The organism is Brevundimonas sp. FG8 (assembly GCF_057808845.1).
Genome location: NZ_JBMDIU010000003.1, coordinates 28,515 through 47,493, shown reverse-complemented (window position 1 = coordinate 47,493; position 18,979 = coordinate 28,515). Strand labels below are relative to the sequence as shown.

Sequence of the window (18,979 nt, the reverse complement as noted above, 5' to 3'; positions counted from 1 at the left end):
GTCGCTCACTGCTTCAGCGCGTTGTCGAACGCCGGCTCTGCGGCGCAATGGCATGCGCGAAGCGCGAGGCCGCGTCGGGTGGGGTCGGGAGGTCCCGAAGAGCCGACGACCGCGGCCCAACAGAGAAAGCGCAGCGTTAGCTGCGCTTCGCCCAAAGAAGATATTCGATGTTGCCGTCGCCGCCGGTGATGGGGCTTTTGGCGGTCGCCCGGACAGTCCAGCCGCGTGATGTGATCCAGTCGGCGACGTGGGCGAGCGCGGCCTGACGGGCCTCATCGTCCTTCACGACCCCGCCCCGCCCCACATCGGCGCGGGTCTCCATCTCGAATTGCGGCTTCACCAGCGTGACCAGATCGGCGTCGGGCGCCGCGAGCGCGAGGGCGACCGGCAGGACCTTGGACAGGCCGATGAAGCTGGCGTCGCAGACGATCAGGTCGGGGGCGTCCGGGATCAGGTCCGGCGTCAGGTCGCGGGCGTCTGTCTTCTCCAGATTGGTCACGCGCGGATCGGCGGCGATCCGGCGGTGCAACTGCCCCTGCCCCACATCGACCGACCAGACATGGGCGGCGCCGCGTTCCAGACAGACCTCGGTGAAGCCGCCGGTCGACGCGCCGACGTCCAGCACGGTCCGGCCCTCGACCGCGATCGGCCAAAGGGTCAGGGCGTGATCCAGCTTCAGGGCGGCGCGGCCGACGAAGCGGTGGGCCTCCTCGGCTTCCAGAACCGCGTCATCGGCGACCTTCTCCGACGGCTTCGAAACGACCCGGCCGTCCGCCTTGACCAGACCCGCTTCGATGGCTGCCTGGGCCCGCGAACGACTGTCGAACAGTCCTCGCGAGACCAGAAGTTGGTCGATGCGGGTCATAGTTCCTCCCCGCCCCGGGAAGGGGGACCATCCGAAGGATGGTGGAGGGGTGTTGAAGCGAGCCCGGAGCCGGCGCCCCTCCACCGCTTCGCGGTCCCCCTCCCCCGATGGGGGAGGAACGTGATCGTCACAGCGCTTCCAGACGCTTTAGCGCGGCCTCGAGGCGGGCCTTGCCGGCTTCGGCCTCGGCCAGCTTCTCGCGCTGTTCGTCGACGACTTCCGGCGCGGCGCGTGAGACGAAGTTGGGGTTGCCCAGCTTCTTGTTCACGTGGCCGATGTCGCTGTCGAAGGCGGCGATTTCCTTGACCAGACGAGCCTTCTCGGCGGTCAGGTCGATGATTTCGGCCAGTGACAGGGCCGCCGTGTCGCCGTTGATGACCAGCGAGACGGCGCCGGTCGGAAGAGCGTCGGCGAGCGTCACTTCGGACACGCGGGCCAGGGTCAGGATCAGGGGGCGGTGCAGTTCGACCAGACGGGCGTTCTCCGCCGACGGGGCGACGAAGGTCAGCGGCGGCTTGGCCGACGGCGGGACATTCATCTCAGCGCGCAGTTGGCGCACCTCGGTGACCAGATCGACCAGCCAGCCGATCTCGGCGTCGGCGGCGACGTCGATGAAGCTGTCCGGCAGCACCGGCCAGGCGGCGCCAATCAGGGTCGCCTCGGTGCGGGGCGCGCCCTCTTCCGCCAGCTTGTCCCACAGCTCTTCGGTGATGAAGGGCATGACCGGGTGCATCAGCTTCAGGGTCTGGTCGAGCGTCCAGGCGGTCATGGCGCGGGTCTCGGCCTTTGCGGCCTCGTCCGAGCCCTGGAAGACCGGCTTGGCCAGTTCCAGATACCAGTCGCAGAAGACGTTCCAGACGAAGCGGTACAGGGCCGAGGCGGCGTCGTCGAAACGACCGCCTTCGATGGCGTCCGACACCTGACGTTCGGCCTTGGTCAGCTCGCCGCGAATCCAGCGGTTGATCGACTGCTGGACGGTCGCGGGATCGAAGCCCTCGACGCGCTTCGCCTCGTTCATCTGGCTGAAGCGGGCCGCATTCCACAGCTTGGTGCCGAAGTTGCGATAACCTTCAATACGTTGCTTCGACAGTTTAATGTCGCGTGTGCCCGACAGGATGGCCATGGTGAAGCGCAGCGGATCGGCGCCCAGCTCGTCGATGATGCCGAGGGGGTCGATGACGTTCCCCTTCGACTTGCTCATCTTCTGGCCCTTCTCGTCGCGGACCAGGCCGTTGATGATGACCCGCCTGAACGGCACCTCTCCGTCCATGAAGTGCAGACCCATCATCATCATCCGGGCCACCCAGAAGAAGATGATGTCCGCCGCCGTGACCAGGTCGCTGGTCGGATAAAACCGCTCCAGATCCTCGGTCTTCTCGGGCCAGCCCATGGTCGAGAACGGCCACAGGGCCGAGCTGAACCAGGTATCCAGAACGTCCTCGTCCTGCGTCAGCATGACCTCGGAATCATAGTCCGACATCGCCTGTTCGCGGGCGTCCTCTTCCGTCTCGGCGACATAGATCTCACCATTCGGCCCGTACCAGGCCGGGATCCGGTGCCCCCACCACAGCTGGCGCGACACGCACCACGGTTCGATGTTGCGCAGCCACTCGAAATAGATCTTCTCATAAGACTTCGGCTCGAACACCGTCGCACCCGTCTCCACCGCCTTGATCGCGGGCTGGGCCAGGGTGTGGGCGTCGACGTACCACTGGTCCGTCAGCCACGGCTCGATGACCACGCCGGACCGGTCGCCGTGCGGAACAACGTGTTTGGTTTTCTCGATCTCGCGCAGCCAGCCTTCCGCCTCGGCGCGGGCGATGATGGCCTTGCGCGCGGCGAAGCGGTCAAGGCCCTGCAGATCACGAGGAATCTCATTCTCGATGAGCCACAGTTCCGGGCCGTAGTCTAACGCGTCGGTCCCGGGGATTTCCTTATAGGTGACGTCCGCTGCACTCAGGATTTGAGCGTATTGGTTCAAGATGTTGATGGAGCGTAGTCCCGCCCGCTTGCCGACCTGGAAATCGTTGAAGTCGTGGGCCGGGGTGATCTTCACCGCGCCAGAGCCTTTTGTCGGGTCGGCATACTCATCGGCGACGATGGGTATGCGGCGGCCCGTGATCGGCAGGATCACTTCATTGCCAACGATGGAAGCATAGCGCGCGTCGTCCGGATGCACCGCCACGCCGGTGTCGCCCAGCATCGTCTCCGGCCTCGTCGTGGCCACGACGATGAAGTCGCGGGTTTCCCATTTGGTCGGCTCGCCCGCCTCGTCGAAGGCGATCGGGTGTTCGTAAGTCACGCCGTCCGCCAGCGGATAGGCAAAATGCCAGTAGTGGCCCTCGACCTCGCGCTGTTCGACCTCCAGGTCGCTGATCGCCGTCTGGAAATGCGGGTCCCAGTTCACCAGCCGCTTGTCGCGATAGATCAGGCCCTCCTTGTGCAACTGGACGAAGACCTTGCGGACAGCGGCGTTCAGACCCTCGTCGAGGGTGAAGCGCTCGCGCGACCAGTCGCAGGACGAGCCCAGACGGCGCAGCTGGCGGACGATGGTCCCGCCGGATTCGGCCTTCCACTCCCAGACCTTGTCGACGAAGGCGTCGCGGCCCATTTCGCGCCGCCCGACATTGCCGGCGGCGGCCATCTGGCGCTCGACCACCATCTGGGTGGCGATGCCCGCGTGGTCGGTGCCCGGCAGCCAGAGAACGGCCTTGCCCTTCATCCGGTGATAGCGGGCCAGAATGTCCTGAAGCGTGTTGTTCAGCGCGTGGCCGATGTGCAGCGAGCCGGTCACGTTCGGCGGCGGGATGACGATCGAATAGGCGTCGGCGGCTCCGTCCGTGGCCACGGCGGCGCGGGGCGCGAACAGGCCGCTGTCCTCCCACATCGCGTACAGCCGGGGTTCAGCGGATTTCGGATCGAAAGTCTTGTCGAGCATGGTCTTCTTCTTTTGCCCTAACGCTCGACCCTTCGGGGCCTCGCTGCTTGAGGGCGGGCAATCTGAAAAGAGAAAGGGCGGCCCCGCCGGAGCCGCCCTGTGGTGATCTAGTGAAGATCGGTGTGCAGGTGAAGGCTTAGCCGGCCGAGCGGGCGATACGTTCTACTTCCTTGCGTACCTCAGCCTCGACAATGCCCGGCAGGTTGGCGTCGAGCCAATCCTTGAGCATCGGGCGCAGCATTTCGGCGACCATGGCCTCGACGGTCGAGCCGCTGGCGAAGGTCAGGTCAGTCGACGACGACGCGGGCGCGGCGGCCGGCTTCTGGAAGCTGGCCGCCAGACCGGCGAAGGCCGAGGCGGCGCTGGCGGCGGCGCTTTCGCCGACGAGCGAGTCGTAATGGGGTGTCGGGACCGAAGGATGCTCCGGCGTGTGGATTTCCGGCGGCGGGGCGAAGACCGATTCGCTGACCGGCTCGGCCGGGAACGGCTCCGGCTCAGCGACCGGAGACAGGTCCAGGTCGCCGATGCTGTCAGTGGCCGGGGCTTCGTAGGTGTCGGTCAGTTCGAGAACGTCTTCCTCGACCGGCTCGGGCTCGGGCGCCGGGGCCGGCGCGGCGGCGATGACGGGTTCAGGCGCCGGGGCGGGTTCGGAAGCCGGGGCCGGCGCGGGTTCCGGCGCAGGCGCGGGCGCGGCGGCGGTTTCGGCCGGCGCGTCGTCCTCGGAGATGATCCGGCGGATGGACGCCAGGATTTCCTCCATCGTCGGTTCCTGGGCGGTCTGGTCGGTCATGGCTGTATCCCGGACGCCCACTCAGGCGGGCGATCTGATCGAAAAACTGGCGTGCGAAGCGGTTCCCCGCCCCGCACGATTGTCGTCGCATCTCAGCCCGCCGGAATCAACGGGCGTTTTTCCCCCGCCGCGAGAGTCGCGCAGGAGGCTTCAGTCGCGTGGCGCGGTCCGCACGATCTCGGACTTCAGCTGGGCGTCCACCGGAGCGTCCTCGGCGTCGGCGGCCGGCGTGATGCGCGGTGCGGCGACACGGTCGAGGGTTTCGACAACGCCGTCCCACGGCAGGGCGCCCCGGTTGCGGACGCGCTGGTAGTTGGCGGCAGGGTCATAGGCGGTCAGGGTCGGATCGAGGTCCGGACCTTCCAGCCTGCCCATGGCGGCCAGCAGATTGGCCTGGGCGACGTATTCGTTGCGCTGGGCGCTGGCCAGGGTGACCTCGGCGTTCCGCAGTTCCAGTTCCTGGTTCAGCACGTCCAGAGTGGTGCGCAGACCGACCTGGGCCTCCTGACGCACGCCTTCGGCGGCGACGGTGGCGGCGCGAACCGCTTCCTGACCGGCCTGCAGGGTGGCGCGGGCCGAGATCGACTGGGCGTAGGCCGAGCTGACGGCCTGCAAGGTGTTGCGGCGCTCGCCCTCGACGCTGATCTGGGCGGCGTTCGAGCGTTCCAGGGCCTGGGCGACGCGCGACGAGTTCAGGCCGCCGGTGAACAGCGGCACCGACAGGGTCGCGCCGGCGGTCAGACGGGTGTTGTCGCCGATGTCGCCGATGCGGTCGAAGTCCGCGTTGGAGCCGCCGTAGCTGGCGGTGGCGCGCAGCGACGGCAGGAACTCGGCCTTGGCGGCGGCGACATTGGCTTCAGCCGCCTGCAGCGTATAGGTCGCGGCGCGAACGCCGGGGTTGTCGACCAGAGCGACCTCCAGCGCGGCGTCGAAGTCGGACGGCACGCCCGGCAGGACCGGCATCGGGGCCAGATCGCCCGGCGTCTGGCCGACGACGGCGGCGTAGGCGGCGCGCGAGACGGACAGCTGCGCGCGGGCGTTGGCCAGATCGGCTTCCGACTGGGCCAGACGGGCTTCGGACTGGGCGACGTCGGTGCGGGTGATCTCGCCGACTTCGAAACGGGCGGTCGATTCGTCCAGCTGACGACGCAGGACCGTCAGGTTGGCTTCGCGGATGCGCAGGATTTCGGTGTCGCGGATGACGTCGGCGTAGGACTGGATCACCAGAGCCAGAACGCTTTGCTCGATGTCACGCAGGTTCTCGCGTCCGGCCAGAATGTCGGCCTCGGCGGCGGTGATGGCGTGGGCGACGCGGCCGCCGGTCCAGATGTTCTGGCCCAGACCGATGCTGGCCGAGGCGCTGTCGCTGTCGTCGACGCCGCCCGAGGTGAACGGCGGCGTGCCGGTCACCGGCGAATCCGTGCGGGTGTAGGAGCCGCTCAGGGTCACATCGAGCGTGGGCCGCAGGCCGGCGCGGGCCTGAACGATGCTTTCGTCCAGCGCGCGCTGGTTGGCGCGTTGGGCCAGCAGCGAGGGGTTGGTGCGGTAGGCCAGCGCGATGGCTTCCTGCAGGGTGTCCGCCCAGGCCGGGGCGCCGATACCGGCGATCACGGCGATGACGGCGACCGAAGTAAGTGCGCGCGAGCGTTTCAGCATGATGGTTCCTGCCTGGCGCTGGGAGTGCGCCCTCATAACGTACAGCCTGATGCGGGACGGATTATGCCCGCGCCAGTTAAGTTTTTTTCACGCGTCCAGCCGCGGTCTCCGTCGGAGACGCCAACTAGAGGGCGAAGGTGGGCTCCGGCGCCAGTTCCGCAAGCAGCGGCGGGGCGGCGTCGAACAATTCCTTGCGCGATATGCCCTGTTCGCCACGCACATAGAGGACGGCCTTGCCGGCGGGGCCGGTGCGCTCGACGACGGCCAGACGACCGCCGACGGACAGGGCCTTCAACCAGGCCTCAGGGCGGCCCGGGACGGCGGCTTCCGAAACGATGATATCGTAGCCCTCGCCCGAGGCGGCGGTCAGCGGCGCGACGACGGTGGCGACGCCGTCGGTCGCCAGGGCCGCGCCGGCGACGTCGAACACGGCGGGGTCCGATTCCTGGGCGGTGACATTCAGGCCCATCCGCGCCAGCACGGCGGCGGCATAGGGGGCGGCGACGGCCAGGGCGCGCTCGCCTTCGCGGGCATGCAGGGACATCAGCAGCTTGGACACGTCACGGGCCAGCATCAGGCGACGATCACCGGCGATCTCGACCTCGACCTCGGCATAGGCGGAGAAGGCGCGGTCAGCGGGAACGAATGCTTCGCGCGACACGGCCAGCAGGGCGGCCTGCAGGGCGCGATCCGTGACATCGTTGACCCGAACCTGGCTGTCGACCATGGCCTTGCGTGCGGCGGCGAAATCCATTTTGGAAGAATCCTGCTGAAATCTGGCGCGCTTATAGGTCTGTGCGTTGCAGCGGACAATCCGATCTGATAGCGAACCCGCCTCGCGATGGACGGCCTGGTTCTTCCAGGGCTCTCTGGCCTGATGGCGGAGTGGTTACGCAGCGGACTGCAAATCCGTGTACGCCGGTTCGATTCCGGCTCAGGCCTCCATCGCGAGAATTTCCCCTTCAGATCGATCTGCATGACGCGCACAGATTCGCGCGCCGACTTTCGTCGCGCGTTCCTCGAAGATTTTCTGCCCTTCAGGCGACCGGGGCGGTGATCCAGCCGATGGCTCCGGCCGCGCCGACAGCTGCGGCGACCACGGCGACGGCGATGCCGACGCGCGCGTTGCGACTTACGAAAACGAGAATACCGCCAAACATAGCAACGCCCCTTCCCCGGACATGGCTACAGCGACACAGGTCCAGCGCTCCATCAAGGTGTACAAAGCGTTAATCGCGATTTGGTGATCGCTTTACGCCCGGCGCGCGAAATGATGCAGGGCCAAGGCGCCCGCGACGGCGACATTCAGGGAATCGAAGCCTCCAGACATGCGAATCCCCACCGGTTCGCATCGGTCGATGATTCCCTGATCCAGGCCCGGGCCTTCCGCTCCGAGCACGATCGCCGTGCGTCCTCCGACCTGCGCCTGATCCAGGGTCCCTGTCGCAGAGGGCGTCATCGCCAGTACTCGGAAGCCCGCCGCCTTCAGGGTCTCGACCGTCTGTGATGCGTCCAGTCCCGTGCTCATCGGCGTGCGGAGCACCGCGCCCACAGAGACGCGGATGGCCTTGCGGTAGAAGGGATCACAGCAGTGCGCATCCAGCAGCACCGCGTCCGCTCCGAAGGCCGCCGCGTTACGGAAGATGCCGCCCATATTGTCGTGATTGCCGATCCCGCAAGCCAGAACGACCAGAGCCTGATCGCTGAAGCCGCCGACCAGGGTCTCCAGCGGCCTTGGCGTCGGCTTTTCGCCCAGGGCCAGTATGCCCCTGTGCAGGGGGAAGCCCGCGATGGCGTCCAGCACACCCTGCCCGGCAAGATAGACCGGCACACCATGGGGCAGGCCCTCCAGCGCGTCGGCCAGTCCGTCGAACCTGTTCTCGGCCAACAGGACAGCGCGGGGGCGGCACAGGGCGTGCGCGGAGGTCAGGACGCGCAGAACCACCTCCCCTTCGGCCACGAACAGGCCCTGACGCCCGGTGAGGTCTTTTTCGCGTATGTCGCGGAAGCCCGCGATGCGGGGATCGTCGGGTGTTTCGACGCGGAAGTTTTTCAAAGTCCGACATTTCCTGTTGCGTACATTCGATTCCCGTTGCTATAGCGCCCGCCTTCCCGAGCGAAACCTGTTCCGCAGTAGCTCAGTGGTAGAGCAGCCGACTGTTAATCGGCTGGTCGTAGGTTCGAATCCTACCTGCGGAGCCATCGCCCTTTTCGGGCCTCGGCAAGTTACTCGACAGAACAAGACGTCGCCCTTCGGGGCCGCTTTCGTGCGTCCGGATTTCGCGCAGAAAAAAGCCCGACGCGAGCGCCGGGCTGAAAAAGTTCGGTGATGGTGGGTGTCCTCGAAGAAGAGAAGACAAGGCATCCGTGCGGCTGAATTGGTTAACCGGGGATTAAGAAGCCGGAGGCGCGCCGTCCGGCATCCACGTCCACTGGCGGGCGCCGCCAGGCCCGCTCCAGCCGACGCGCCAGCCCTGCCCGGCCCGTTCGACCTGCAGGGGCGCTGTGTCCACGCCCGCGCCCGGCCAGATGAAGGCGCGGCCTCCGACGGCCACGCCGGCGCCGGGCTCGACCGGCCCCAGCAGGACGCTCCAGACGCCGGATTCGCCGGAAATCACCTGCAGCGCCTCATCGTCGGCGGAGACCTCGACGCGCGCGCCGGGGGCGGCGGTGCGGCCTGACGCCAGAAGGGACTGGGCGTCGCTGTCGACGGCGCCGAGCGACGGGGCGGCGTCCAGACGGCGGGTCGGCCCGCCGGATCGCAGGATGGCGATCGGGCCGCGCCCCCCGTCTATGATCAGCAGCCGGTCTGGTGAAGGGGCCGCATCCTGTCCGACCTGGGTCTCAGGGCGCAGCAGCAGGGAGCCGCGCGGTTTGACCATCCGAATCTCGAATCGGCCTTCGGGATCCGCGGCGGCGGCATAGGCGGCGCCCTGCTCGCTGCGCAGAACCACCCGCGCACCCGGTTCCGCCCGTCCGGAGAAGATCAGGCTGGCTTCGGCCAGACGCACCGACAGAATCTGCGGCGGCTGGGTCCAGCCGGTCGTATTCCCCGCCACATCACGGGCCGGACGCTCCGCTTCAGGCATGCAGGCGGACAGGCCCAGGGCCGTCACGGCGACGACTGCGCAGATGGCCCGTTTCATCCTGTCTCTCCCGCCGCTAGGAATACGCCCCCCGATAGCGCGGCGGGGCCGCCGCTGTCTTCCGTTTCACGTTCGAGGCTTCATGAGCATCTCCATCCAGCCGTTCGACGGCAAGTCCGTCTGCCTGTTCTGCGGCTCCTCCGACCGGTCCGATCCGGCCTACACCATCGCCGCCCAGGAATTCGGCGCGCAGACGGCGGGGGCCGGCTGGCGGCTGGTCTATGGCGGCGGCGGCGTGGGCCTGATGGGCGCCTCGGCCCGGGCCGCGCACGAGGCTGGCGGACGGGTTCTGGGCGTCATGCCGGGCTTCCTGCGCAGCCGCGAGCGTCTGTTCGACGAGGTGGAGACCCTGGTTGTGACCTCGATGCACGAGCGCAAGACCATCATGTACGACCAGTCTGACGCCTTCGTCGTCGCGCCGGGCGGCGTGGGCACGCTGGAAGAAGTGATCGAGGTTTTGTCGTGGAAGCGGCTCGACCTTCACCACAAGCCGGTCATCTTCCTCAATATCAACGGCTTCTGGGACACGCTTCTGGCTGCGATTGAGACCGGCATCGCGCAGCAGATGACGCCGGAGTCTTTCCGCGACGCCTACAGTGTCGTGAATACCGTCGAGGAGGCGATCGCCCTGATGCAGGGCGCGGACGATATGCCTCACTTGCAACATGATCTGCGGTAAGTGATCGTTGATCAGATCGCGCTGACCGCGTTTCGTTTGGCTACGCGCTCTTGACAGTTTTGAATAACAACGCACACTGAGATGGTGGGTGCGCCAGCGCGCCCGACCTCATCGGAGATCTCCAATAATGCGCGCCTTCCTCGTCGCCGCGGCCCTGCTGGTCGCCGCTCCCGCCTTCGCTCAATCCGCCGGCACCAGCGCCACCCTGACCGACGCCTCCAAGGCGCCCGCCGGCCGCACCATCATCGACGGCGCCACCTGGCGCTGCGACGGTGCGTCGTGCACCGCCACGGGCGGCAACAGCCAGACCGCAACCCGCGCCTGCCGCCGCGTCGTGGCCCGCTTCGGCAACGTCTCGGCCTTCACCTACAAGGGCACGCCGCTGACCGCCGAAGAACTGACGGCCTGCAACGCCGCCTGATCGGCGACGTATCGCTGAAAATGAAAAGGCCGCCCTGCGAGGGGCGGCCTTTTTGCTGTGCGTTGTCGAGACGTCGGCTCAGGCCGTCTCGCCCCTCAGGCGCTGCACGATGCGCTCGCGGCCGATCATCGGGGCGATGGCGGCCATGTCGGGGCCGTGGGGCTGGCCGGTGAGGATCAGGCGCAGCGGCATGAACAGCCCCTTGCCCTTGGCGCCTGTCTTTTCCTTCACAGCGTTGGTCCACGTCGGCCACAGGGTCTCGTCCACCGTCTCCGGCAGGACCTCCAGCGCGGCGGCGGCGAAGGCGGCGTCCTCGATCACGGGGGTGACCGGGCCGCGCACGATGGCGGCCAGACCGATGACGTCGGCGAACTTCTGCAGGTTCGGACGGACAACGTTCCAGAAGGCTTCGCCCAGATCGGCGTCCAGCGCGGCCAGGCGCGGCTGGGCCGTCGCATAGTCCATGGCGTGCAGGGCCTGGGCGTTGAGACGGTCCAGATCGGCGGTGTCATAGCGCGCGGGCGAACGGCCCATCTTGGAGAAGGCGAAGCTGTCGCCCAGCGCCTGCACGGAGGCGCCGATCTCCAGCGCGTCCGAGGTGCCGATCTTGCCCAGGTGGCTGGTGATGGCGATGGGCTCGTAGCCCTGCTCGCGCATGTCGCTGATCGACAGGGAGCCCAGACGCTTGGACAGGGCCGCGCCGTCCGCGCCGACCAGCAGCGGCATATGGGCGAAACCCGGAACCGTGGCGCCCAGCGCCTCGAAGATCTCGATCTGGGCGCCGGTGTTGGTGACGTGGTCCTCGCCCCGGATGATGTGGGTGATGGCCATGTCGATGTCGTCGACGACCGACGGCAGGGTGTAGAGGAACAGGCCGTCCTCGCGGATCAGCACCGGGTCCGACATGGAAGCGGTGTCCACCTCGGCGTGGCCGCGGGCCAGATCTTCCCAGGCGACGCGCTTGCCTTCCAGCTTGAAGCGCCAGTGCGGACGACGGCCCTCGGCCTCATAAGCGGCTTTCTCGGCGTCGGTCAGGTCCAGCGCGGCGCGGTCGTAGATGGGCGGCAGGCCGCGCGACAGTTGCACCTTGCGGCGGCGGTCCAGCTCTTCGGAGGTTTCGTAGCAGGCGTACAGGCGGCCCGAAGCCTTCAGGCGCGCGGCGGCGTCCTCATAGCGGTCAAAGCGTTTGGACTGGTTGTGACGCTCGTCCCAGACCAAACCCAGCCAGGTCAGGTCATCCTCGATCCCCTGCTCGAACTCGGGCGTCGAGCGGGCCAGGTCGGTGTCGTCGATCCGTAGCACGAACTGCCCGCCCTGCCCCTTGGCGAAAAGCCAGTTCACCAGGGCGGTGCGGACGTTGCCGACGTGCAGCTTACCCGTCGGCGACGGGGCGAAACGAACCTTGACGGTCATGGGAAGAGAAACCTCGGGATGCGAGGCGCGTAGGTCGCGCTGCAACCCGGCGAAGTCAAGGCGCGCAAGGATATTCAGGCGGTTCGGACCGCCTGAACCGTCAGTCGTCGCGGTGGACGCGTTCGCGGCGCTCGTGGCGTTCCTGGGCTTCCACCGACAGGGTCGCTGTCGGGCGGGCTTCCAACCGGCCGAGGCTGATCGGCTCGCCGGTCTCCTCGCAATAGCCGTAGGAACCGTCCTCGATCCGACGCAGGGCGTCGTCGATCTTGGAGATCAGCTTGCGCTGACGGTCCCGGGTCCGGAGCTCCAAGGCCCGGTCGGACTCCGAAGACGCCCGGTCGACGATGTCCGGATGGTTCTCGGTCTCGGCCTTCAGATTGCTGACGGTGCCCTTGGACTCGCGAAGGATGTCATCCTTCCAGTCCATGAGTTTGGCCTTGAAATAGGCCAGCTGCCGCTCATTCATGAACGGCTCGTCGTCGGACGGCCGGTACGCGGCCGTGTCGATAACAGACGCCAATGCGTTCATCGCACTCACGCTCTAAACAACGCCCCCCTGTGGCGCACCGCTGCGTATACGGATGCGCGGGAGTCGCGGCAACACGCCTCTCGCGAGCGTGAGCGAGAAAGATTAATCCGCCGCCGCAACCGTGACATTTCTTCATCACCCGGCGCGTGCGTCGCGAGATTTAGGGGAAGATTTCGCCGCTTGAGGCCGGATTTCGAGTCATATCGGCCTTTGCCAGCTCAACCGCGGCGCGAAGATCAATCTGATCGAGCACTGCCTTGAGCCCCGGATCGGCGTCGTCGGGCCGTTCTTCCTGCAAGGTGCGGGTCAAACGCTCCAGCGCCCCCTCCCCCGCTTCTCCGGCGAGAAGGGCCAGTTTCAACTCGTCCAGACGATCCAGAAGACCGCTGCCCCGACGCATGGCGCGACGGCGGCGCTCGGTGGCGTCCTCAACGCCCTGAAGCGCCATGAGGGCGTTCATGCCGGCGACGCCCGAGACGGAGCTCGCCGCAGCGGCGGCGCCGGCGGGGGCTGCGGAGGCCGCGCCCGGCACCGAGAAACCGCTCGCCGCCTTCGAAGGGCGGGAGCTCTGGGACGCCGTGGGGCCGGTAGGGCCGGTGACCTTCATGCGGTGCGACTCCGGGACATGAGTCAACATCGCGGGCGCTGGTCACTGTTTGGTTAACGGCCCGGCAGAATTTACCCTCGCTGCGGCCCGTCGGGGCAAGGCGCTTGTTGTTTTTGTTAAGATTTCTGTTTGGCACAAAGTTAGCAACACGAGGCGCATCGACTGTTCACCGGACACATGACCGATGCAGAAATTGCTGGCCTCCCTCCTGACCGCCGCCGCACTGGCCGGATTCGCCGTTCCGGCGATGGCCCAGTCGCGGATCAAGGACATCGCCGCCGTCGAAGGCGTGCGCTCCAACCAGCTGGTCGGATACGGTCTGGTCGTGGGTCTGGCCGGGACGGGTGACTCGCTGCGCAACTGCCCCTTCACCCGGCAGTCGCTGGAAGGCATGAGCGAGCGCCTCGGCAACAATATCCGCGGTTCGACGGCCAACACCAAGAACATGGCGGCGGTGATGGTCACCGCGGAGCTCCCCGCCTTCGCTACACCGGGCGCGCGAATCGACGTCAGCGTCTCGTCCATGTGCGACGCCAAGAGCCTGCTGGGCGGGTCGCTGATCGTGACCGGCCTGCAAGGCGCCGACGGTCAGGTGTATGCGGTGGCGCAAGGCTCGGTGCAGACCGGCTCGGTTTCGGCTTCAGGCGCCTCGGGCTCATCGATCACGCGCGGCGTGCCGACGGCGGGCAGAATCGCCTCGGGCGCGACGGTCGAGCGTGAGACCGGCTTCGAGCTGGCCAATATGAATGAGGTGCGGCTGACGCTGCGCAATCCGGACTTCACCACGGCCCAGCGAATGGCGGCGGTGATCAACCAGTCCTATCCGAACAGCGCCCTGGCAGAGAATGGCACGGTCGTGGCCCTGCGCGCTCCGGCGGGTCTGGGTATGGCGGGCTTCATCAGCCGGGTCGAGAACCTGTCCGTCGAAGTGGATGCTCCGGCCAAGGTCATTATCGACGAGGTCAACGGCGTTGTGGTCATGGGCGAGGCCGTGCGGGTCTCCACCGTCGCCATCGCCCAAGGCAACCTGACCGTCTCGGTCCAGGAGAGCCCGATGGTCAGCCAGCCCGAGCCCTTCAGCCGCGGCGGTCAGACGGTCGTGGTGCCTCAGTCCGATGTCACGGTTGAGGAAGAACGCGGCGTGCAGATGCGGATGCTGGGCGGCGGAAGCTCCCTGTCCAGCCTGGTCAACGGCCTGAACGCCCTGGGCGTCAGCCCGCGCGACATGATCAGCATCCTGCAGGCCATCAAGGCCGCGGGCGCCCTGCAAGCCGACATCGAGGTGATGTGACCATGATCGACATGACCATCACCTCCCCCTTCTCCAACGGCCTGCCCGCGACCGGGGTTGATGTGCAGCGCAGCCGCGACGCCGCCCGCATGCGCGAGACCGCCGAACAGTTCGAGGCCTCCTTCCTGTCGCAGATGCTCAAGCCGATGTTCGAGGGGCTGAAGACGGACGGGATATTCGGCGGCGGCGAGGCTGAAGGTCAATGGCGCAGCTTCATGATCGACGCCATGGCCAAGCAGACCGTGAAGGCCGGCGGGATCGGTCTGGCCGATCAGGTCATGGCCCAGATGATCAAGATGCAGGAACAGGGACAAGCATGACCGACCCCGCCGTTCATAATGCCACCGCGCGCGTCAAGCAGATGACCGATCTGACCGAGCGCCTGACCGCCTGCCTGATCGAGGAGTCGAAGGCCTTCGAAGCCCGCCGTCCTCAGGACGCCGCCGCGACGGTCGCCGCGACCCAGGAACTGGCGAACGCCTATCGCCGCGAGTCGGTCCAGCTGCGGGCCAACCCCAAGGTGATCGCACCGGCCCCGGCGGCCTATCGCGCCGCGCTGCTCAAGGCGACACAGGTGTTCGAGGCCGTGCTGGCGCGTCACGCCGCGGCCGTTGAGGCCGCCCGGGTCATTTCCGAAGGGCTGGTCCAGACCATCGCCGCCGAGGTGGCCGGTCAGCGCGGATCGCCCTCCGCCTATGGCGCTTCGGGCCGGGCCAACGCCGGGGACGCGCGCGCGGTGGCCCTGAACCGAACGGCGTAATTTCGACGGTCGCCGCAAAGGCGTTTTTAACGCAAGTCGTTGTACGCCTGAGGCATGAGCATCAAATCCCGCCTCCTCGGCATGGCTTTCGCGGCTTCCGATGTGCTTCTCGAGCTGGACGGGGAGACGGTGACCTTCGCCATCGGCGCGGGCCCGGCGCCCGGTGTCGACCCCGGCGCGGCGTGGACCAGCCGGGCTCTTGAAACCTTCATGGGAGACGCCTCGCGCAAAAGGGTGACCACGGCGGTGCGCGCCCTGTCGCCGGGTGTTCGCTCCGGTCCGGTCGAAGTCGAGGTGCTGACCGGCGACGGACGGGCCCGCAGGGCGGTTTTGCGCGCCTTCCTGCTGCCGGACCTTGCGCCGGCCGTCTCGTGCGCCATGGCCTGGCAGGGCGCGGCCTATCAGGCGATCGCGCCGTTGACGGAGCCTTTGCTGGACGCCCGGGGGCTTCTGAAGCGACTTAGCGCCTTGCTGACCTCCGGGAGCATCCCGAACCCGCCGGGCGTGTCGGTGGACTTCGTCGAGGTTCCGGGGTTGGGCGAGCTCGATGACGAGGCTCATCGCAACGCCAGCCAGCGGATCGAAGCCTGTCTGCAGTCCGCCTCGGTCGATGGAGCCAGCGCGGCCAAACTGGCCCCGGATCGTTTCGCACTGATGCGAAGCGGCTCGGATGTGGCCGATCTGACAGTGGAGATACGCGCCCTCTGCGCGGCGGAAGGTCTGGATATTTCGGCTCAGGCCAGTCGCGCGAATATCGGGGCCGTGGAAGCCGCCGTCGCCGTCCGCACGCTGCGGCTGGCGCTGAGCGAGTACCTCAAGGACGGCGTGACGGCCGGTGACCGGTTCGGCGAGCGCCTGCGTCGCACAGTCGAGAACGCGGATCGGTTCCGCGGCATCGTGCGCGCCCGGGATTTCACGCTGGTCTGGCAGCCGATCGTGTCACTGGACACCCGGCTGGTGCACCATTTCGAGGCCCTGTCGCGCTTCGGCGGAGGACAGCAGGCGCCGACGGGGCCCATCGCGATGGCTGAAGAGCTCGGGCTGATCGAGGACTTTGATCTCGCGGTCGCCGAGAAGGCGGTGTCCCAGTTGCGCAAGCCCGGCTTCGGTCTGGTGAAGGCGGCGGTCAATGTTTCCGGGGTGTCGTTGGCCGACGACCGCTACGTCGAGGGTCTGTTGCGGATGACGGCGAGCAGTCCGGAAGTCCGGAAGCGCCTGATGGTCGAGATCACCGAAACGGCCGCGGTCGCCGATCTGGACGGCGCCAACCGCCGGGTGCAAGCCCTGCGCGAGGCCGACATCAAGGTCTGCCTGGATGACTATGGAGTCGGGGCGGCGTCACTGAGCTATTTGCGAAAACTGTCGGTCGATCTGCTTAAGATGGACGGGGTCTTCGCCCGGGAGATCGAGGAAGATCCGAAGGTCGGCACGCTCGCCGCCAACATCCTGGAACTGTGCCGGGAACTGAAAATCCAGACTGTCGCCGAGATGATCGAGACCGAGGCGCAGGCCGAGATCATGAAGTCGCTCGGCGTCGATTACGGTCAGGGCTGGCTGTTCGGACGCCCGACCGAGACCCCCGTCGTCGCCGCGCCGGTCTCCTCGCGCCGCAAGGGTGAGGTGCTCGGCTGGGGCTAAAGCGCCAGCGTCCGGTCGATCCCGATCGCATCGAGGAAGTCCGGATCGTGGCTGACGACAATCAGCGCGCCGTCATAGCCGCGTAAGGCCGCCTCGACCGCCGCGACGGCGTCGAGGTCCAGATGGTTCGTCGGCTCATCAAGGATCAACAGCTGCGCCGGTCGCGCGCCGCCTGTGACGCAGGCCAGCGCCGCCCGCAGCCTTTCGCCGCCGGACAGGGCCGAGACCGACTTTTGCGCGGCGACATTGCGGAACAGGAAGCGCGCCAGCGCCGCGTGGGCGTCGTTGGGCGTGGCTTCCGGATTCAGGCGACGGTAGGCCTCGACCAGCGTCTCATCCGGATTCAACAAGGCGGCCTCCTGATCCAGCAGCGCCGCCTGCATGGGACGCTCGATCCGGCCGGTTGAAGGCGTCAGCGCTCCGGCCATGAGCTTCAGCAGAGTCGATTTGCCGGCCCCGTTCGGCCCCGTGATCGCGATCCGTTCCGGGCCTGTCACCCTTAGCGAGACGGGGCCGACGATCTGTCGTCCATCAGAGGTCGACCAGCCTGCCTCATCCAGCACCAGTCCGGTCCGGCCTGCGGAAAGACCTGTCGGCGGCATGGGAATGTCGAGCGTCCGGATACGTTCGATCCTGTCCCGCGCGGCAGCCAGATCGGCCTCGGCCGCTTCTGCCCTGCGCGCGGCCAGACGGTTTTCGCGGGCGGCGGAGTTCTCGGCGCGCTCGGCCATGGCGCCCAGCAGGATGGCCGGTTCGGACTTTTTCATTGCGAAGGCCCGCCCGGCGCGATCACGCCGGGCCTTCTTCTCGATGGCCTTCCGACTTTCTCGCGCGACACGCCCGACCTCGCTTTCGGCGAGGTCCAGATCGCGCTCGGCGCTCGCCCGCTCCGCGGCCTTTCGTTCGGCGTAGAGATCGTAACCGCAGCCATAGGTCGTCACGCCGAGGCCGGACAGTTCGACAATCCTGTCCATCCGCCGCAGCAGGGAGCGGTCATGGCTGACGACCACGACACCGCCCGGCCAGCGGGTCAGCAGGTCGGCGATCCGTTCGCGTCCTTCCCTGTCCATATGATTGGTCGGCTCGTCGAGCAGCAGCAGGTCCGGCCGATCAAGCAGCAGGACGGCCATTCTCAGTCGGATCTGCTCTCCGCCGCTGAGCGACGACGTGGGGCGGGACAGGTCCGGCGAGTCGAGCCCGACTTCGGACAGTGCATTCGCGATCCGCTCCTCCAGAGTCCAGTCTGCGGCGTCGAGGTCTTCGGCAGTCCCCTCACCCGCCAGCACGCGCGCGATGATCGACAAGGGCCCGGCGACACCGAGGGTGTCGGCCAGGGCCTCCCCGGGCGCCGGTTCGGCCCGCTGCGCCAGCCAGGCGACACTTCCCGCCCGGCTGATCGCGCCCTCGGCGGGCTCGGCCAGACCGGCGATCAGGCGCAGCAAGGTGGTCTTGCCGGAGCCGTTACGGCCGACAAGTCCAACACGTTCCCGCCCTAAAGCGAGGCTCAGATCAGAGAAGAGGGTGTGACCGTCAGGCGTGCGGGCCGCGACGCGATCGAGCGTCACGAGTGCGGATGCGGACGGGTTTCGGCTTGGGAGTGAGGGCATAGGCGAGCACGGTCAGCAGGACAGCGGAAAGGGCGAAACCGATTTCCAGCGTGCTGATCATGATCGTCGGGCCTCCAGTGAACTCACTCGATAGGGAAAGGATGGGTGCGGATCGTTCCGGACGCAAGCCCTTTCCCATCTGGCGTCTCTGACGAGGCCGTGAAAGGCTGGGCGCGGGAGGACTGTCCATGCGTCATCTGATCCGGTTCGCCGCTGTCGCGGGCCTGTTCGCCACGGCGGCCTGCGTTCATGGCCCGGAGGCGCCGCCGCCTCCGCCGAACCATGCGCCGCTGGAGACCCAGGCGACCGGCCCGCACGCCCGGCTCTATGCCGACTGCATCCGGCAGGCCGCCGAACGGAACAGCTACCGGCAGGTGATCGACGGCGGCGATGAACTGCTGCTGTTCACGTGCGACGGTCCTATCGCCGCGGCCTTCTGGCAGGCCCTCGGGCCCCACAGCGAGCGGATGGATACGGGGTTCGAGCATGAGGGGCGGCGCTACCGTTCGACCGCCAAGGTGCAGCGCGATCTGATCGGGGTGGATTACTGCACCGTGGACGCGGCGGGCGGTGATGCGCGTTGCCTGCTGACGTTCAATGCCGGTGACTTCCTGATCGCATCGGACTGACGCGGCGCCG

20 protein-coding genes and 2 tRNA genes are annotated in these 18,979 nt (G+C 67.3%); 9 read left to right on the top strand and 13 right to left on the bottom strand.

All coding sequences use genetic code 11. The features are described 5' to 3' along the window. Positions 1-136 precede the first annotated feature (136 nt). From ACODRV_RS06510 to ACODRV_RS06490, 5 genes are all read right to left on the bottom strand, one after another. On the bottom strand, positions 137-865 hold the full coding sequence (locus tag ACODRV_RS06510; RefSeq protein ID WP_141626663.1) for a TlyA family RNA methyltransferase: 729 nt from the start codon (positions 863-865) through the stop codon (positions 137-139). A gap of 127 nt (positions 866-992) precedes the next feature. After that, positions 993-3,803: a valine--tRNA ligase gene (locus ACODRV_RS06505; RefSeq protein WP_488907789.1), complete on the bottom strand. Its 2,811-nt coding sequence runs from the start codon at positions 3,801-3,803 to the stop codon at positions 993-995. Positions 3,804-3,939: 136 nt separating this feature from the next. Continuing rightward, complete coding sequence (locus tag ACODRV_RS06500) at positions 3,940-4,593, bottom strand: DUF2497 domain-containing protein (RefSeq protein WP_488907788.1); 654 nt, start codon at positions 4,591-4,593, stop codon at positions 3,940-3,942. 150 nt (positions 4,594-4,743) lie between these two features. Then, positions 4,744-6,249, bottom strand: coding sequence for a TolC family outer membrane protein (locus ACODRV_RS06495; protein ID WP_488907787.1), 1,506 nt, complete (start codon positions 6,247-6,249; stop codon positions 4,744-4,746). Positions 6,250-6,373: 124 nt separating this feature from the next. After that, a complete protein-coding gene (locus tag ACODRV_RS06490; protein WP_141626667.1) occupies positions 6,374-7,003 on the bottom strand; it encodes a protein-L-isoaspartate O-methyltransferase family protein in 630 nt (209 codons plus the stop codon). Positions 7,004-7,120: 117 nt separating this feature from the next. Here ACODRV_RS06490 and ACODRV_RS06485 point away from each other — a divergent pair. Continuing rightward, positions 7,121-7,194 (top strand) — tRNA-Cys (locus ACODRV_RS06485). 92 nt (positions 7,195-7,286) lie between these two features. Here the strand turns inward: ACODRV_RS06485 and ACODRV_RS06480 are convergent. Together ACODRV_RS06480 and ACODRV_RS06475 are read right to left on the bottom strand one after the other, a co-directional pair. Further along, complete coding sequence (locus tag ACODRV_RS06480) at positions 7,287-7,409, bottom strand: hypothetical protein (RefSeq protein WP_255431454.1); 123 nt, start codon at positions 7,407-7,409, stop codon at positions 7,287-7,289. A gap of 92 nt (positions 7,410-7,501) precedes the next feature. Then, positions 7,502-8,305 (bottom strand): TrmH family RNA methyltransferase, encoded by an 804-nt coding sequence (locus tag ACODRV_RS06475; RefSeq protein ID WP_488907786.1) that lies wholly within the window; start codon positions 8,303-8,305, stop codon positions 7,502-7,504. Between the two features lie 71 nt (positions 8,306-8,376). Between ACODRV_RS06475 and ACODRV_RS06470 the strand changes: the two genes are divergently transcribed. Beyond that, positions 8,377-8,451 (top strand) — tRNA-Asn (locus ACODRV_RS06470). Between the two features lie 191 nt (positions 8,452-8,642). On the opposite strand, the gene ACODRV_RS06465 is transcribed toward ACODRV_RS06470, so the two are convergent. Further along, positions 8,643-9,395 (bottom strand): hypothetical protein, encoded by a 753-nt coding sequence (locus ACODRV_RS06465; protein WP_488907785.1) that lies wholly within the window; start codon positions 9,393-9,395, stop codon positions 8,643-8,645. An 82-nt stretch (positions 9,396-9,477) separates the two neighbouring features. Here ACODRV_RS06465 and ACODRV_RS06460 point away from each other — a divergent pair, with 82 nt between their 5' ends. After that, complete coding sequence (locus tag ACODRV_RS06460; protein ID WP_488907784.1) at positions 9,478-10,074, top strand: LOG family protein; 597 nt, start codon at positions 9,478-9,480, stop codon at positions 10,072-10,074. Between the two features lie 127 nt (positions 10,075-10,201). Then, entirely contained in the window at positions 10,202-10,495 is a 294-nt protein-coding gene (locus tag ACODRV_RS06455) for a DUF8200 family protein (RefSeq protein WP_141626671.1), read from the top strand. A 78-nt stretch (positions 10,496-10,573) separates the two neighbouring features. Here ACODRV_RS06455 and gltX read toward each other — a convergent pair whose 3' ends face one another. The 3 genes from gltX to ACODRV_RS06440 all read right to left on the bottom strand — a co-directional run bounded on the left by gltX (position 10,574) and on the right by ACODRV_RS06440 (position 13,044). Beyond that, positions 10,574-11,908, bottom strand: coding sequence for a glutamate--tRNA ligase (gltX, locus tag ACODRV_RS06450; protein ID WP_488907783.1), 1,335 nt, complete (start codon positions 11,906-11,908; stop codon positions 10,574-10,576). A 100-nt stretch (positions 11,909-12,008) separates the two neighbouring features. Next, entirely contained in the window at positions 12,009-12,437 is a 429-nt protein-coding gene (gene dksA / locus ACODRV_RS06445; RefSeq protein ID WP_141626674.1) for an RNA polymerase-binding protein DksA, read from the bottom strand. 160 nt (positions 12,438-12,597) lie between these two features. Then, positions 12,598-13,044: a flagellar assembly protein FliX gene (locus ACODRV_RS06440; RefSeq protein WP_141626675.1), complete on the bottom strand. Its 447-nt coding sequence runs from the start codon at positions 13,042-13,044 to the stop codon at positions 12,598-12,600. Positions 13,045-13,228: 184 nt separating this feature from the next. On the opposite strand from ACODRV_RS06440, the gene ACODRV_RS06435 reads away from it, so the two are divergent. Genes ACODRV_RS06435 through ACODRV_RS06420 form a run of 4 tightly spaced genes read left to right on the top strand, consistent with a single transcriptional unit; the run spans position 13,229 to position 16,733 of the window. Continuing rightward, entirely contained in the window at positions 13,229-14,335 is a 1,107-nt protein-coding gene (locus ACODRV_RS06435; protein ID WP_488907782.1) for a flagellar basal body P-ring protein FlgI, read from the top strand. 2 nt (positions 14,336-14,337) lie between these two features. Next, positions 14,338-14,655 carry a rod-binding protein gene (locus tag ACODRV_RS06430; protein WP_488907781.1) on the top strand — a complete coding sequence of 106 codons (318 nt, stop codon included), beginning with the start codon at positions 14,338-14,340 and terminating at the stop codon, positions 14,653-14,655. Further along, positions 14,652-15,095, top strand: coding sequence for a flagellar basal-body protein FlbY (locus ACODRV_RS06425; RefSeq protein ID WP_141626678.1), 444 nt, complete (start codon positions 14,652-14,654; stop codon positions 15,093-15,095). The genes ACODRV_RS06430 and ACODRV_RS06425 overlap by 4 nt, the downstream gene beginning before the upstream one ends. Before the next feature lie 54 nt (positions 15,096-15,149). Then, positions 15,150-16,733: an EAL domain-containing protein gene (locus ACODRV_RS06420; RefSeq protein ID WP_488907780.1), complete on the top strand. Its 1,584-nt coding sequence runs from the start codon at positions 15,150-15,152 to the stop codon at positions 16,731-16,733. Here the strand turns inward: ACODRV_RS06420 and ACODRV_RS06415 are convergent. Then, positions 16,730-18,298 carry an ABC-F family ATP-binding cassette domain-containing protein gene (locus ACODRV_RS06415; RefSeq protein WP_488907779.1) on the bottom strand — a complete coding sequence of 523 codons (1,569 nt, stop codon included), beginning with the start codon at positions 18,296-18,298 and terminating at the stop codon, positions 16,730-16,732. The two genes, ACODRV_RS06420 and ACODRV_RS06415, sit on opposite strands and share 4 nt — an antisense overlap. Beyond that, positions 18,264-18,401, bottom strand: coding sequence for a hypothetical protein (locus ACODRV_RS06410; RefSeq protein ID WP_240811593.1), 138 nt, complete (start codon positions 18,399-18,401; stop codon positions 18,264-18,266). Before ACODRV_RS06410 ends, ACODRV_RS06415 begins: the two co-directional genes overlap by 35 nt. A 127-nt stretch (positions 18,402-18,528) precedes the next feature. Here ACODRV_RS06410 and ACODRV_RS06405 point away from each other — a divergent pair, with 127 nt between their 5' ends. Continuing rightward, entirely contained in the window at positions 18,529-18,969 is a 441-nt protein-coding gene (locus tag ACODRV_RS06405; RefSeq protein ID WP_141626681.1) for a hypothetical protein, read from the top strand. Positions 18,970-18,979: the final 10 nt, after the last annotated feature.